Annotated in this window: 15 protein-coding genes; 6 read left to right on the top strand and 9 right to left on the bottom strand. The window is 69.0% G+C overall.

Translation table 11 applies throughout. The features are described from left to right. Window positions 1-163 precede the first annotated feature (163 nt). Entirely contained in the window at window positions 164-955 is a 792-nt protein-coding gene (locus BL253_RS08240) for a nucleotidyltransferase domain-containing protein (protein ID WP_076815131.1), read from the bottom strand. A 44-nt stretch (window positions 956-999) separates the two neighbouring features. Continuing rightward, a complete protein-coding gene (locus tag BL253_RS08235) occupies window positions 1000-1719 on the bottom strand; it encodes a dienelactone hydrolase family protein (protein WP_076815128.1) in 720 nt (239 codons plus the stop codon). 145 nt (window positions 1720-1864) lie between these two features. On the opposite strand from BL253_RS08235, the gene BL253_RS08230 reads away from it, so the two are divergent. Next, a complete protein-coding gene (locus tag BL253_RS08230) occupies window positions 1865-2272 on the top strand; it encodes a RidA family protein (RefSeq protein WP_076815126.1) in 408 nt (135 codons plus the stop codon). Between the two features lie 126 nt (window positions 2273-2398). Here BL253_RS08230 and BL253_RS08225 read toward each other — a convergent pair whose 3' ends face one another. Next, window positions 2399-2581, bottom strand: a complete 183-nt coding sequence (locus BL253_RS08225) for a DoxX family protein (protein WP_081438106.1) — start codon at window positions 2579-2581, stop codon at window positions 2399-2401. 66 nt (window positions 2582-2647) lie between these two features. After that, window positions 2648-3244 (bottom strand): TetR/AcrR family transcriptional regulator, encoded by a 597-nt coding sequence (locus tag BL253_RS08220; RefSeq protein WP_076815124.1) that lies wholly within the window; start codon window positions 3242-3244, stop codon window positions 2648-2650. Window positions 3245-3338: 94 nt separating this feature from the next. Between BL253_RS08220 and BL253_RS08215 the strand changes: the two genes are divergently transcribed. Both BL253_RS08215 and BL253_RS08210 read left to right on the top strand, forming a co-directional pair. After that, entirely contained in the window at window positions 3339-3752 is a 414-nt protein-coding gene (locus BL253_RS08215; protein ID WP_076815122.1) for a nuclear transport factor 2 family protein, read from the top strand. Window positions 3753-4017: 265 nt separating this feature from the next. Continuing rightward, window positions 4018-4491 (top strand): nuclear transport factor 2 family protein, encoded by a 474-nt coding sequence (locus BL253_RS08210; protein WP_076815120.1) that lies wholly within the window; start codon window positions 4018-4020, stop codon window positions 4489-4491. 194 nt (window positions 4492-4685) lie between these two features. Here the strand turns inward: BL253_RS08210 and BL253_RS08205 are convergent, their stop codons facing one another. Then, complete coding sequence (locus tag BL253_RS08205) at window positions 4686-5420, bottom strand: maleylpyruvate isomerase family mycothiol-dependent enzyme (protein WP_076815118.1); 735 nt, start codon at window positions 5418-5420, stop codon at window positions 4686-4688. Between the two features lie 109 nt (window positions 5421-5529). Between BL253_RS08205 and BL253_RS41795 the strand changes: the two genes are divergently transcribed. Together BL253_RS41795 and car are read left to right on the top strand one after the other, a co-directional pair. Further along, window positions 5530-5817: a hypothetical protein gene (locus BL253_RS41795; RefSeq protein WP_131831464.1), complete on the top strand. Its 288-nt coding sequence runs from the start codon at window positions 5530-5532 to the stop codon at window positions 5815-5817. Window positions 5818-6283: 466 nt separating this feature from the next. After that, window positions 6284-9829, top strand: coding sequence for a carboxylic acid reductase (gene car, locus BL253_RS08200; protein ID WP_076815115.1), 3546 nt, complete (start codon window positions 6284-6286; stop codon window positions 9827-9829). A 209-nt stretch (window positions 9830-10038) separates the two neighbouring features. On the opposite strand, the gene BL253_RS08195 is transcribed toward car, so the two are convergent. Together BL253_RS08195 and BL253_RS08190 are read right to left on the bottom strand one after the other, a co-directional pair. Beyond that, window positions 10039-10680: a TetR/AcrR family transcriptional regulator gene (locus BL253_RS08195; RefSeq protein WP_076815369.1), complete on the bottom strand. Its 642-nt coding sequence runs from the start codon at window positions 10678-10680 to the stop codon at window positions 10039-10041. Window positions 10681-10876: 196 nt separating this feature from the next. Beyond that, window positions 10877-11548 (bottom strand): TetR/AcrR family transcriptional regulator, encoded by a 672-nt coding sequence (locus BL253_RS08190; protein WP_076815367.1) that lies wholly within the window; start codon window positions 11546-11548, stop codon window positions 10877-10879. Window positions 11549-11979: 431 nt separating this feature from the next. On the opposite strand from BL253_RS08190, the gene BL253_RS08185 reads away from it, so the two are divergent. Further along, window positions 11980-12672 carry a TetR/AcrR family transcriptional regulator gene (locus BL253_RS08185; protein WP_081438105.1) on the top strand — a complete coding sequence of 231 codons (693 nt, stop codon included), beginning with the start codon at window positions 11980-11982 and terminating at the stop codon, window positions 12670-12672. Window positions 12673-13042: 370 nt separating this feature from the next. On the opposite strand, the gene BL253_RS08180 is transcribed toward BL253_RS08185, so the two are convergent. Both BL253_RS08180 and BL253_RS08175 read right to left on the bottom strand, forming a co-directional pair. Next, a complete protein-coding gene (locus tag BL253_RS08180) occupies window positions 13043-14680 on the bottom strand; it encodes a sensor domain-containing protein (RefSeq protein WP_076815113.1) in 1638 nt (545 codons plus the stop codon). Window positions 14681-14861: 181 nt separating this feature from the next. After that, window positions 14862-15047 carry a substrate-binding domain-containing protein gene (locus BL253_RS08175; RefSeq protein ID WP_338013698.1) on the bottom strand — a complete coding sequence of 62 codons (186 nt, stop codon included), beginning with the start codon at window positions 15045-15047 and terminating at the stop codon, window positions 14862-14864. Window positions 15048-15080: the final 33 nt, after the last annotated feature.

Below are 15080 nucleotides of genomic sequence, written 5' to 3'. Positions count from 1 at the left end.
CGCGGACCACCTCCGACCAGTCTCATGCGCTACGGTCACGCCGACCGGGGCGAACGCGCCGTCCGGCCTGGCGCAGTACGCGGGCATTGTGGTGCCGTCTTCGACGGTCCAGCACCTCCATCCCCGACCTCAGCCCGACGCCCCGGATCGTCGCGTGATTCCTTCAGTCCCGGTCGGTGTCTTTGATGACCATGTCGGTGAAGGCCAGCGCGTCGGTCCGTCGGGTGAACGGGTTGCGGTAGAGGGACCGCCGGTGATCGTCACGCCGGATGCGCAGGCATTCATCGATGATGCGATGCCAACGCGGCTCGAAGGTGACCCGGGCGTATTCTCCCGCCGCCGTCTTCGAGATGATATTTCCGGTGGTGAGGGTGTGGTGGAGGCGGCTGACGCCGAGCACGCACCAGGCCGAACCCCATGAGTTGAGGCAGGCCAGGCCGGCGGGTGTGGGTAGGCGGGAGCCGCGTTGCCACCATTGCCGCCAGTAGCTGTCGAGGTTGCCGCGCGTCCAGTGGGCGAGTTCCGCGGGGTCGGTCGCGATTTCGATCTCGGCCGGCTTGGGGCCGCGGATCGCGGCGCCGTGGCGGGTCAGGCTGTGCCAGGTGACCGGATGGCGGCCGTGGTCGCAGCGCGGATGGAGTCGTCGGCCGCAGGCGTGCGGTCCTGGCGACGCCTGTCCGGGATCGCGGGCGAGGTCGAGCCACGTGGTGTAGATCCCGTCGAACACCGGGCGGCGGGGCAGTTGTCCGTGGACGCGGCCCAGCGCTGTGACCTGGTTGTCCGTCGGGGGCGCGGCGGTGACGGCGACGAAATCGATGTCGCTTGCCCCGGGGCGGAAATCGTCCAGGGCGGCGGACCCGATCACGTAGAGGCCCTCGACGAGATCGGGATCCGCCGCATCGACCGCCAGCAGGTAGGCGTCCGCGGCGTCACGTACCGCGGCAGGCAGCGTCATGACCGTGATTGTCTGACCGCGCCGAGGTGCCTTCGAGGCCGGGGCTATCGGTTCTCGAACACTTCGTCGAACAGGTCGGTCATGGCCCGCCAGGACCGTTCGTCGGCCTGCTGGTTGTATTTGATAGCTGGAAGTTGGGAGCCGTCGGCGGCGGGATTGGTGAAGCTGTGCGCGGCGCCGCCGTAGAGATTCATCCGCCAGTCGACCCCGCCTTCCCGCATTTCCTGCTCGAACGCGAGGCGTTGTTCGGGCGGGATGATCGGGTCTTCGGTCCCGATGCAGACCAGGATCCGGCCGGTGATGTTCGACGCGTCCTGCGGCCGGGCGGTCGAGAGCCCGGAGTGGAAGCCGACGACGGCCTTGAGGTCCGCTCCGCCTCGTGCCAGCTCAAGGGCGAGCGTGCCCCCGAAGCAGAAGCCGATCGCCGCGACCCGGTCAGGGTCGGCCAGCTCGTGGCTGAGCAGGACGTCCAGACCGGCCTGGCCGAGGGCCCGTACCCGTGCGGGATCACCGGACAGCTTGCCGAAACGCTCGCCGGCTTCCTCGGGGGCCAGTTTGCGCCCGCCGCCGTGGTAGTCCAGCGCGAAGGCCACATATCCCAGCTCGGCCAGCCGCCGAGCCTTGTTCCGGGAGTGGTCGCTGAGCCCATCCCCCTCGTGGCAGACCAGCACCGCCGGTCGTGGGCCGGCCCGGCGGTCGTCCACCGACAGCTCGCCGATCAGACGCAGATCCTCGTACGTGTACTCGATGTCAGCCGTGTGCATCGATCCTCCTGGAGGTCCATGTCTGGGTACTGTTGTATCCGGCGAACCTGGTGATCTTGACGGAAGGTCTTCCGGGGTCAGCCGAGCGGGATTCGGTGGCGGCTTGCCGACGAGCGCCGTCGCGGCGGGCGATACGGTCTTGCGCATGTCCGACGCCGTCACCCACCGAACGATCAGCCCCGACCGCATGGCCCCGCCGGCGGCCCGCTATGCCCACGCGGTCCTGGTCGAGAACGCCAGCCGGTGGCTGCACACCTCCGGAGCCGTGCCGGTGGCACCGGACGGTTCGGTACCGGACGGGGTGCCGGCCCAGGCGAGCCAGGTGTGGAGCAACATCGCCGCGATACTGACCGAGGCCGACATGACGGCCGGGGACATCGTCAGCATCACCACCTACSTGGTCGCGACCGCGATGACGCCGGGGCTGGCGCAGGCCATGGCGGCACGCGACGAGTTCCTCGGCGGCCGCCGGGTCGCCAGCACGCTGGTGACCGTCCCGGCACTGGCCCAGCCGGCCTGGCTGCTCGAGATCGCGGTCGTCGCCGCCGCGTGAGCGGTCACACGCGGCGACGCTAGAGACCGGCGCCATCCGGTCCGCTGGCAGGCCGACCTTCGGGAGCCGACCCCGACCGTCGGGACCGTCGCTGTGCCACCGGCCTCGCCAGGCGGATCGGCCGGGTCAGAAGGCCGTGGCGAGCCAGACCGCCACGCCCGCCAGGATGATCAGCACGGCGTTGAGGCCCGTCTGGCTCACCTCGCCGCGCGAGACGTGCAGGCCCGTGGCCAGCACCTGCAAAACCACGAAACCGACCGCGGCGACCAGCGCGAGCACGGGCGCGACGCCCGCTGCTGGTGGCAGCACGAGACCTGACCGTCAAAGCCGTCGACTCGGGGGTGTCCCACCTCCGCGCAGGCGCCTGACGGCGGCCTAACGGGTTTCGAGGCCGCCGCGGACGAGGCGCATGAGCCGGGCGGCGTCTCGCGGGTTCGCGGCCGCCAGGGCGGTGGCGTTGGTGAGGGCCATCAGATCTGTGACCGTGAGGTCGTGGCGCACGGCGCCGGCTTCCTGCGCCGGCGTGAGAAGAGCCGCGGTCGCCGAGTTCATCACGGCGTGCCAGCGTTCCGCCAGGTCGCCGTGTCGCTCGTGGGACTCGTGCGCGATGGCGGCGAGGGCGAGGGGCCGCCTGGTCGCGACGTGGACGACGAACACGTCCAGCCACGTGAACAGCGCCTCCGCCGGACTGGACGTCTTCAGCAGGGCCGCGCCCCGCTCGCACAGGGCGTCGACCTCCTCGGAGTAGACGGCGACGAGCAGGTCACCCCTGGTCGGGAAGTTGCGATACAGGGTGGCGTTGCCGACGCCGGCACGGCGGGCGATCTCGTCAAGGGGCACGTCGGTGCCGCGCTCGTCGAACAGCGCCCGCGCGGCGCTCACCAGCAGCTCGACATTGCGCGCCGCGTCCGCGCGCAGCCGCCGCCCGCTCACACGCGTCCCTGACGCCCGCGGGGGCACGTCTGGCGTCACGGCCGCTCCTTGCCTACTGGGGATGTCCCCATTATCGTCCACCCACAAGTGGGGAGTTCCCCGTTTATCTGTCGGGTGAGAGCGAGGGCCAGCCATGACCTTGACCGCCGAGGACCGGACCGCCATCGCGGACGTGATCCACCAGTACGGGCATCTCATCGACGCCGGAGAACTGGACCGCCTCGGAGAGCTGTTCACCCCCGACGTCACCTACGACCTCGCCGACCTCGGGCACGGCACGCTGACCGGAGTCGACGCCATCCGATCAGCGGCACTCGCCGTGGGCGACTCCAACCCTGTCGGGCACCACATCACCAACCTCGTGCTCACCCCACAGGCCGACGGCCAGGTACACGCCAGGTCGAAGGGCATCGGAATCATGGCCGACGGCAGCTGCGGCAGCGTCGTCCACGACGACACGATCGTCCACGACGGCTCCACCTGGCGCATACACCACCGGAAGATCACCGCCCGGCGCGCACCGCTCGGCGGTCTGTTGGCCAGCTGACAGACTCCCGACCGCGCCACCGCACCGACCTGCCAACGGACACGGACTTCGACGCACGAGATACTGGATTGCTCCCCARCAACGCCTGGGTGAACTGCTCGGCCGGTGGCCGCCGCCAGCGGTTGCGGTCGGCAGATGTGACGGGCGGTGTGGGGAGGCTACGCGGTTTCGGCGCGAAGGATGGCCGCCCTCAGGCGAGATTGACACAGTCGGTTGCGGGACCACTGGTCGACGGCCGGAGATCGGCCCGGTCAGGAGTGTGGGGATGACASACATCGAGCTGAACCAGGTTGCCGTGGAGGCCACGCGCCTGCAGAACGGATACGCCTGGGCGATTGACACGCGCGACTGGGAACAGTTCAAGAAAATTTTCACGCCGGATGTCGTCGCGGTATATCCGACGGGCACGTACGAGGGAATCGGGAGCTGGCTCGATTTCTTCGTCCCGTTCCACGACACGTGCGCCTGGACGCTGCACATGATGACCAACCATCTGGTGGGGTCCGACGACGGCGGGATATGGGCCACCTGCTACGGGTGGGTGCGGTGGACCCACCATGCCAGGCCGGACCGCATGCACCACGCCGCCGTCGTCTACCGCGACCGGCTCGTGCTCCACGACGGCGGCTGGCGGATCGCGCGCCGCCGGCTGGATCAGGTGCTGAGCCACGTGGGCACATCGGTTCCCGCCGGCATGACCCTGCCGACCTCCGTCCACGACCTCGCGGACCTCTCCTGACGCCCCGGCGGGCACCGTAGCGGGAACAACCACCTTCAGCGACATCGCGACGGCGGGCGGCCACCGGGTGTCAGTGCGGCTGGATGAGCCCCGGCTGGCAGGCCATGACCACGAGCTGGGCACGGTCGCGGGCGCCAGGCTTGGTCATCGCCCCATGTCTGCCGCGGTATGCGCCCGTGCGGGGTTCCGGTTCGTCAGAAGGCGGTGTTCGCGAGCCAGGTCGTCCAGTGGTCGCGCTCGCCGGCGACGACCAGTTGGCGATCATCGCCGCGACGTAGCAGCGCGAGAAACAGGTCCACGGCGCCACCCCGCACGGAAACGTCGCTACTCCCTCGGCTGTGCTCCCAGCCGATCCCGTTCATGCCGCCGCGGATCGTCCACCCCCCGGCGGTACCGAGGCCCTCGTCGATGGCGCGCAGGTGCATGGTGGCGCCATCGGCCAGGATCGCGGTGCCAGGCCGCGAGGTGAGCAGGCCGAGCCACTCCGAGATTCCGTCGGCGGCGAGCGCGGGTTCGATCGGATGCTCGGCGCCTAGCGCGAGGGCGGCGTCGACGCGGTGAACCACCGTTTCGTGCAGCAGCCGCCGGACCCACCAGCGCGCCGGCCGCAAACCGACGCCCGTCCACACCRCCACCTCGGGGTCGATGGCCACGGCGTCGAGCAGTATCCGCGGACTGTCCTGGAACCAGGCGAGCGCGCCGTCGCGGTCCGCCGGTGGCTTGCCGCCCTCGACCGTGCGCGGGTCCGCAGCCTCAGCGGCCCGGTTTCGCACCATCGTCGCTCCCCAGCGCGCACCACGTCCGACATGGCGCACCAGCTGCGCCAGGGTCCATCCCGGGCTGGTCGGCACCGACACCGACCAGTCGGCGCCGCCAAGCAGTTCGGCGAAAACGCGGTTCTGCTCCAGCAGGCAGGCAGCATGATCCACGCCCAAACCGTAGCCGTACGGACACAGCCGTCCAGAGGAAAACGGCCCGCGGCCACGGACGGGACGCGCTAGGCCCGGCAGACCGACGGAGCGAGGCCGCGAAGCACTGGTGAGCGCCGTCGATCGGCACGAGGGCTGGGTAGCCGGCGGAGATCCAGCCCTCGACGAGAAGTGCTCCGCGAACAGCGCTCGACGAGCCAGGACCAGGCACGCGGCCGATCCACGGGTGCYGACGCAGGGCCCCGGCCGGTCGAAGATCCTCGTCGCGGCGGAGGTGGACTGGCGCGAGAAGATCGGCATCGTCGCGGACTCGCCGACGACGACGCCAGCGCCGCCAGCGATCGGGACGCTCGACTCGTCCAAGGAGATCACGTCGACGGGCTACGTCCGCCCTTGACCCAGAATCAATCTCATCAGTATGATTAACTCGTCATCACGGAGGGCAGCACGGCTGCCAGCCGCCACGGGGCGCCAACGAGTCGAAGAGTCGACTCGCTTTTGTCGCTCCATGTGTCTTGGTATGACCCGTGGCGCGGTAGCGCGGCTGACACCGTGGGCGGGCGTTCAGGGCCTACCGACCCTCTCGTCATGCCGTCACTGTTGTGGTCGCGCCGACGTTGCGCCCTTGGCGCCACCCACGGGGTAAGGGCGATGGCCTCACCAGCGGGGTTCGGCTGAACGGCGACGGAGCGACGTCCGGCATGACCGGCTGACCCTGCCCAGAAGACTCACCTGTTCCAGGGACATCAGTAGTTGTCGAGACCGAAGGTCCAACCGCAGGTCCAACCGCAGGTCCAACCGCAGGTCCAACCGCAGGTCCAACCGCAGGTCCAACCGCAGGTCCAACCGCAGCGAGGAGGACCATGTCACTGACAGATGTGCGGCGTCCGGCCGACCGCCTCGMCGAGTTGGTCGAGGCGGACGACGAACTGCGGGCGTTGAGTCCAGATCCGGTGGTCACCGCCGCGGTCCGTCATCCGGGCCTGTCCTACCAGCAGATCATCGCGACGGTGCTCGACGGCTACGCCGGACGTGCCGCACTGGGCCAGCGACAGTATGAGATCGTCCAGGACGAGGCGGGACAGGCGCGTAGGGTCGACCAGCCCGGTTTCAGTTCGATCACCTACGGCGAGCTTCACCGCCGGGTCAGGTGCCTCGCCGCGGCCTGGGAGCATGACCCGCGATACCGCGTGGGACCCGGCGATCTCGTGTGCGTCCTCGGTTTCGCCAGCACGGACTACGTCACGGTGGACCTGGCGGTGGCCTATCAACTCGCCGTGTGCGTGCCCCTGCAGGTCACGCTCGCCGCCACTGATCTACGGGAAACCATCGCCAATACGGCACCGATCGCGGTGGCTGCCGAGATAGCCGATCTTCAGCTGGCGGCGACTCTCGCCAGTTCGCAGGAGTCCATACGCACGATCATCGCGCTCGGTCACGATGCCCGGGTCGACGAGGATCATGAGCGTCTCGTGGCCGCCCGGGACGAGCTCGAGAGGAACGGCTCGTGCGCGCGGCTGGTGACGCTCGACGAACTGGTCGCCGCCGGCGCGGAACTGCCGCCCTGGACACCACGGCCGACGGCCACCCTTGGCGCGGACAGGATGGCCCTGCTCATCCACTCCTCGGGCAGCACCGGCACGCCCAAGGGCGTCATCATCACCGAGCGCACAGCCGCGGTGCAGTGGGATCCGGGTCAGCGACCTGGGCCCGTCATCCGGGTCGCCCTGGCTCCGCTGAACCATATGGCGGGCCGCCACATGATCTACTCGGCGTTCGCCCGCGGTGGCCGGGTGAACATCACCGCCAGGAGCGACCTGTCCACCGTCTTCGAGGACATCCGCCTTACCCGTCCGACCGAGGTGTCGGCCTTCCCGCGGATCCTCGATCTAATCCACCAGCATTTCCTCGGAGAGGTCGTCCGACGTACGGCCGGCGGCGTCGATGCCACCACCGCGCGCGCCGAGGCGATGCGGGCCGTGCGCACCCGGTTCCTCGGCGACCGGGTGCGCTCGATCGGCGGCGCGGGCGCGCCCGTGACGCCCCTGGTCCGGCACTTCATCGAGGAGTGCTTCCAGGTACGGCTGGGCGGCGGTTACGGTTCGACCGAGGCGGGCACCATCGCCGTCATGGGACGCGTCCTACGTCCTCCGGTCACCGACTACCGCCTGCGGGACGTTCCCGAGCTCGGCTACTTCCTGACGGACAAGCCCTACCCGCGCGGTGAGCTCTGCCTCAAGAGCGAGCGCGCGACGCCCGGCTACTTCAGGCGCCCCGAGGCGACCGCCGCGCTGTTCGACGCCGACGGGTACCTGTGTACCGGTGACATCGTCGAGGAACGCGGACCGGACCAGATCGAGTGGATCGGTCGGCGCAACGACGTACTGAAACTCTCGCAGAGCGAGTTCGTGGCCGTCGGCGCGCTCGCGACGACGTTCGAGAACGGCAGCGAACTCATAGACCAGATCTTCGTCTACGGCAACTCCGCGCGCTCCTACGTGCTCGCCGTCGTCGTTCCCAACCCGGACATGGTGCGCGACCGGCTCGGCGACCATCCCGCCGAGACGTCGGTGCGGGACCTGATCCGTTCGGCGTTGCGCGACGTCGCCGCCCAGGCGGACCTCCGATCGTTCGAGGTACCGCGCGACTTCATCGTCGAGCGTGAGCCGTTCACGCACGAGAACGGGCTGCTCTCCAGTGTCCACAAACGGATGCGCCCCGCGCTCGCGGCCAGGTACCGTGATCGGCTCGAGCAGCTCTACGCCGACCTCGAACGCAGGCAGACCGCGGACATCGCCGCGCTGAAGGAACTCGACAGCGCTACCAGCGTCCTGGAAAAGGTGATCAGGGCACTGGAGGTCGCGCTGGGCGTGGCGGACATCGACCCGGCCGCGCCGCTCGGCTTCATCGGCCTCGGCGGAGACTCGCTCGGTGCCGCGGCGTTCTCGACGATGCTCGAGGACATCTTCGGCGTCGAGGTACCGGTCAACGCCATCCTCAGCCCCACCGGCAACCCCCAGACGTGGACACGGCTGATCGAGTCCGCTCTCGATCAGCCCAGCAGGCACCTGGCGACCTTCGAACGCGTGCATGGAAAAGGCACGCGGCTCCTGCGCGCCGCGGATCTGGACGTCTCCGCGTTTCTCGACGCCGATGTCCTCAGGCAGGCGCCGAGCGAACCGCCGCCGGTGGCATCGACCTGCGTCCTCCTGACGGGCGCCACCGGTTTCCTCGGCCGTTTCATGTGTCTCGAATGGCTGGAGCGCATCGAGGCGACCGGCGGGAAGCTTGTCTGCCTCGTGCGCGCGACCGATGAAGCCGCCGCCCAGCGTCGCCTGGCGGCCGCCTTCGGCACGGATCCGGACCTGCGTGAGCGGTTCGCCTCTCTGAGCGAAGGCCGGTTGGAGGTGGTCGTCGGTGACGTGGCGGAACCTGGCCTCGGGCTGCGCCCCGCCGACTTCGACCGGCTCGCGCGCCAGGTCGACCGCATCGTCCACCCGGGCGCGTTGGTCAACCATGTCCTGCCCTACGAAGCCCTGTTCGGCCCGAACGTCGCCGGCACCGCCGAGCTCGTTCGACTGGCGTTGACCCACAGGCAGAAGCGGTTCGACTTCGTCTCCTCGGCCGCGACCACCTATCTGCTCGACCGCGGCGCCTCGCTGGACGAGGACTCTCCGCTCCTTCGCGACATCGATCTCGACCGCTACCGGATGGGCTACGGCGCCAGCAAGTGGGCCGCGGAGCAGGTGCTGCTCTCCGCCCATCACACGGCCGGCCTGCCGGTGAACGTCTTCCGCGGCGACATGATGCTCGCGCACCGAACCTACCGCGGCCAGATCAACGCGCCCGATGTCTTCACTCGCCTGCTCACCAGCGTCGTGCTCACCGGCCTTGCTCCCGCCTCCTTCTACCCGTCCGACGACACGGGCGCGCCGGCCCGGGCTCACTATGACGGCCTCCCCGTGGACTTCGTCGCCGCGGCCATCGTCGGCATCAGCGCTCAGCCGCGCGACGGTTTCCGTAACTACCACGTCCTGAATCACCACTCGGATGATGGGATCTCACTCGACACGTTCGTCGACTGGATCGCGGAAGCGGGCTATCCGATCGAGCGGGTGCCGGACTACGCCACCTGGATAGAACGCTTCGAGACCAAGATCAAGGCACTGCCGGAGGCGAAGCGGCAGCACTCGTCCCTCACGGTGCTCGGGACGATGAGCGACCCCAGGCAGGTCGAGCCGGTGGTCAGCACAACACGGTTCCAGGCCGCCGTCCAAGAACTACCGGTCGGCCCGGAGGTTCCCCACCTGACCCGGGAGTTCCTTCACAAATGCCTGGACGACATGGCCGCTTTGGGCCTTGTTGGCGCACCGCCAGCCTCGGCTGGCTTCGCGCCGACACCATCCTGACCATCGTCGACCGGATGTCCGGGCGCACGGCATATGCCGAGTGACCACGCCGCGCCAAGCCAAGCGTGAACAGGATGTGGGACGCGGAGATCGAAGGTATCCCTTCCATACACCGGCACGTGACGCTCGATCGTCGTACAGCGGGGCGGGACCGCGTGAGCAGTCACTCGTGTCACCAGATCGCCCACGTCCGGCGACCGCGTTCCGGCTCAGCCAGGCCGCAGGGCCCGCAGGAACAACCGGACGGCGTCCTGCGTGCGACGTCGCTGCTCTTCGGGACTGTGCAGGACGCCGAAGGAGGCCATTCGCGCCGGGGTTACGGCCACCATGCCGAGAAAATGTTCGGCGRCCAGGTCGGCGTCGTCCACCAGGATCGTCCCGGCGGCGGCATGCTCTCGCAACAGATCGGAGACAGCGTTCTTCCGTGGCCACATGCAGTACGTATCGCGAGCAATCTCGGGGAACCGGCCCGCCTGCGCGATCGCCAGACGCGTGAGCGCGACCATGCGGGGATCGAGTACCCGCCGCACGGCTGACTCCGCGACCGCCAGCAGCGCCGCCTCAAGATCTGCGGGAAGATCGGCTTCTGCCGGTTCGGGGCTTGGCCAGTCGGCCCGCTTCATCGCCCAGCCGAGCACGGTGATGAAGAGCTGTTCCTTGCCGCGGAACCTGGAGTAGAGCGACTGCTTCGTCGTGCCGGCGAGCGCCGCGATCTCGTCGACGGAGGCGGCCTCGTACCCCCGCTCCAGAAACAGCCCCAGAGCCGCTTCCTTGAGTGCCTCATCGAGCCGCGCAGCCTCCGCGCTCGTCGGCCGTCCGCTACGACGGGCAGATGTCGATGACGATGCCATCACACGGCCAGTCTGACAGGTTCCGCGAGCTGCGCGGGAGCTGCGCGACTCGCCCTACATCTGTGCCGGGACTGGCACGATCCCGCCGACGAGTGCGACATGGGTGTCGCCTGGAGCTACCGGGTCGCCGTAGGGCACGCGCGATGCCGGCCGTCGTCGTCGAGCAGTGAAGTCAGCAGCGACAGGGCGATAGGAATCACGGAGCTGGAGCGCGGAATACGAAGCCGTGCGAGCAGAAATCCCATACCTCATCCGCGCTCAGTGGCTGGCCGGATTCGTCGTCCTGACCCAGGGCGGCGGACTGGGCCAGGTACATGACAACCTGGATGACCAGCGCCGCCGTGCCGCGAGGTCCGGCGTCGAGGCGGAGCTGTCCGGCGGCCAGTGCCCCTGACAGCAACTTGGCGAAGACCGCGAGCAGCGGCTCATGGGCGGACCACACCCGGTCGCGGTGCAGCACCCGTGTCTGCTGTACGAGGTCGATCAACAGCGGGTGCCGATCAGGCAGGCTCGACGCAGCGCACGCGAACAGCGTCTGGACGGCAATCCTGAGCGCCTCCATCGGATCGGACTCACCGTCGACGGCCGCGCGGATCCTCTCGGCCGRCTCACGCAGCGCCTCCTCAAGCAGGATGAGCAGCAGATCGTCCTTGCCGGCAAAGCGCAGGTAGAAGGTCCGCAACGACAGGTGGGAGCGGTCGAGGACCTCCTGCACGGTGAGGTCACTGGCACCCTTCTGCTGGATGATCTCCAGGGCCGCGTCCAGTGCGCGGCGCGCCGCCGGGGACTCGCGCCGACGCGCGGGAGTCGCAGAGACCGTCAGGCGCTCCAGGACATGCACCTTTCCGGAACGCCAGCCGTCTACCATGCCCACAGCCCGTCTTACCTCCTGTGTGTCAGACGACCAGGAAGTCGGCCCCGGCGCCGCGGAACCGGCCGGTACCGATCCCGCCTCCGGCCGCCTCGGGTGGGGCCGAACTTCCCCGGCCGACTCCACGAGGCCGATGCTAATCACCTGTTCAGCACATTGTCCAGGGTGTACGGGAAGGTCGTGCTGAACTACCGTTTAGCTGGGCACGCTGACGGCAGGGCGACGGCACCTTCATCGGCGCCGTTGACGAGCGGGCCGGCGTCGGGGCCGCCTCGGTGCGTGGCGGTCGGGCTGACGCTCCGCAGCATCCTGACGCCGGCCGCGCGTCAGGCCGCCGTCGCGTCGGGTGTGGTCCGGGTGCCCTCGGGCGCCGGCCGCCGCGCCGCTCGGACAGGGGGCGGCCTGGAACCGAGGAGCAGAATCGAGCCATGACGACCTCGCGCCGTACCGGCACCGAGAGCTCGACGACCCGCGCGTTCCTGCTCGACGTCACCGAACGCATCATGCGCGAGGAGGGCTACGCCGCCGTGAGCTCGCGCAGGGTGGCAAAGCGGGCCGGCGTCACACCCGCCTTGATCCACTACTACTTCCCGACGCTCGACGACCTCTTTGTTGCCTTGTTCCGGCGCGGCGCCGAGCGCAACCTCGAACGACAGGAACACGTTCTTGGCTCACCCCGGCCGTTGCTGGCCATCTGGGAACTGATGAGCGACCCCGCCCGTACCGCGCTGCTGACCGAGTTCCGGGCGCTGGCCAACCACCGCAAGAGTATCGGCGAGGAGATCGTGGCCTATTTGAAACGATCCCGGGCGCAGCAGACCGACCTGCTTCAACGCTGCATGGAGCAGTCTGAGGCCGATCTGGCCGAGATATCCCCGCGGTCGTTGATTTTTCTGATGGGCGCAGTCAGYCAGTCCTTGGTCGCGGAGGAGACGCTTGGCGTCACCGACGGTCACGCCGAGATACGCGAACTCGTCGAACGCATGCTGCGACGCTTCGACAACGTCGCGCCCACCGAAAATGAATCCGGTGTGGAGACGGAACCCGGTACCGAGAAGAAATCTGGCATAGAGACAGAAACCATGGCCGGGAAGGTGGCGGAGAACGTCTCCCGCTCGTAGCCCTCGTGTCGGCGCCCACGGAGGCCGACCGACATCGAGATCTCGGGCACCGACGCTCGACCAGAATACGCAGCACGCAGCGGGCGAGCACGCCAACATTTTCACAGCGAGAGACCAGCCGCTCGTCCGTCAGCCCGCCGCGGGCACGGCTCACACAGAGATATGGACGAACTCGCGGTCTTCGCAAACGCCCGCCTGATCACCGAGTGACAGACAGACCTCGCCCAGCGCCCCGGCTGCGACTCTCCGGGATGCTCGGCATGCTCGCCGAGCACCAAGTCCGCTGTGCGATCGTCGGAGGAGTCGACGCCCGTCTCCAGGGCACTCCCTACGTGACCGGCGACCTGGACATCGTGTGCGTGGTGCGGGACTATCCGTTGTATACGGCGCAGCGTCCGGGGCCGGTGTGCTTGGCCTTGTACATCGCGGTGTCGGCGGCGTTGAGGAGGTCCTCGGCGTCTGCGAGGTCTGGTCCTGACAGGGCGATCCCGACGCTGCCGTCGATCTGGACCGTCCGGCGCAGCGGCACGGGCTCGGCCAGGGCGGTGAGCAAGCGGTTGGCGATGCCGCGAAGGCTGTCCAGGTTGGTGTCCTCGCACAGCACGGCGAACTCGTCGCCGGCGAGCCGGCCGACGACGTCGCCGGGTCGGACCGCCCGACGCAGCCGGTCGGCGACCGTGCGCAGCAGGGCGTCCCCGGCCTGGTGGCCGAGTGTGTCGTTGACGATCTTGAATTCGTCGAGGTCGAGAAACAGGACACCGATGGCTCGGTGGTCGGCGCGGGCGCGGTGTAGAGCGCGTTCCAGCCGGTCCAGCAGCGCTGCCCGATTGGCCAGGCCGGTGAGTGAGTCGTGCCAGGCACGGTAGCGGGCGTCGTCCTCGGCGCGGATCCGCATCACCGCCGCGCCGACGAACGCGGCGGCCGCGTGGATGAACGCGAGGCTGTCCGGGTCGAAGCCACCAGCGGGGCGACGGACGGTCAGGGTGGCGACCGGCGTCTCGGCCCGGCCGATCGCCATCCGTACGACGGGGAACATGTCGTCGGAGGCAGGCTGTTCCAGCCCATCGGACGCGCGTGGGAGGGCTTCGTCGACCGTGCCGGCGCGTGGCTTCGGCTCCCGGGGCTCGTAGAGGCGCCGCAGGATGACGTGGTCGGCGGGAAGCTGGTCACAAAGGACCCGCGCGGCGCGTTCGTACAGCTTGTCCTCGTCAGCGCTCTCCAGGGCGTGCTGGGCGAGGTCCGCMAGGGCGGTCTGGCGCGCGGTCCGGACCTGCAGGGCGGCAGCCGTCCGTTCACGTTCTGTGACGTCGTTCACGATGCCCGCGACGGCCGGCCTCGACGCGGCGGTACCTGTTCCGGYGGCTCCCGGCACGGGAGCGAGGTGGACGTCATACCACCGGCCGTGCGCGTGGACCACGTCGTGCGTGTGCTCACCGTGCAGCGCTCGATGAAACAGTGCCGGGACCGGCGGCTGGTCGGCGAAGGTCTCGTAGACGCTGGAGATCTCCGCCCGCCGCGACGCGGTCGCCGGTGGTGGCCTGGCCGTGCCGCCACTGATCAGTATTCGGCCTTCATGGTCGAGAAGGAAGATCGAAACCGGGGTGTGGTCGACCACGAGCCGCAGCTGCAGGTTGGTCGACGCGAACTGCGTGATGTCCAGGAGCTGGGCGACGAAGCAGTGGGAGCCGTCCACGGACACGATCGGCCCGGACGCCAGCACATGCGCGATGGTCCCATCGGGACGCACGTAGCGGACGATCCTGGGCGTGCCCTCCAGACTGTCCGCGGGATCTTTGCGGGCAGCCTCGGCGAGTTCCTCGAGCTGCGTGGGATCCACCAACTGATGCCAGAGCCGACCGACGATCGAGCTCCGGTCCCGGCCGAGCATCTGGCAGGCCGCGGCGTTGACCTCACGCACAAGTCCGTCGGCCACACCGGTGACGATCAGGCCYGTCGCGACGACGCCGAACAGCTCCGCGGTACCGGCGGAACCATTTCCCCTGGTCATGGGCACCGCCCCCGGTCAATGGTACGACGGCGAGCTGCCCGTGGCTGCGCCAAAGATCCCCGGTGTAGTCCTTGCCCACCACCGGCGGGGCGACGATTCGGTTACTCAGTGCGTCCACGCGATCGGCCTTGAGGGAGAACCTCGCCCTGCCGGCTCGGCGCGCCGCCCCGACGCGGATAGCTCAGCTGGTCTCGCGGTGGACGAGAACGGGCCGTGGTGCGGTCAGGCCGGTTGGTAGCGGCCGACGATCGACGAGGTGCAGCACGAAGTCGGCGAATCCGCGCCCCAGAGCAGCTGTCTCGATCCGGATGGTTGACAGGGCGGGTACGAACATCGTCGCGATGGGGGAATCGTCGTGGCCGACCACGGCGAGATCGTCGACCTGCTTCTCGTCCAGCGC

This window comes from Pseudofrankia asymbiotica, assembly GCF_001983105.1.
In the GTDB taxonomy this organism is placed as follows: Bacteria; Actinomycetota; Actinomycetes; order Frankiales; family Frankiaceae; genus Pseudofrankia; species Pseudofrankia asymbiotica.
Note: the sequence above shows the minus strand (reverse complement) of the source record. Positions and strands in the feature narration are given on the sequence as shown.

What these genes read in the sequence shown, in the direction of transcription:
- BL253_RS08240 (WP_076815131.1), bottom strand. Translation starts at nt 955, where the DNA reads ATGACGCTGCCTGCCGCGGTACGTGACGCCGCGGACGCCTACCTGCTG.
- BL253_RS08235 (WP_076815128.1), bottom strand. Translation starts at nt 1,719, where the DNA reads ATGCACACGGCTGACATCGAGTACACGTACGAGGATCTGCGTCTGATC.
- BL253_RS08215 (WP_076815122.1), top strand. Translation starts at nt 3,339, where the DNA reads ATGACCTTGACCGCCGAGGACCGGACCGCCATCGCGGACGTGATCCAC.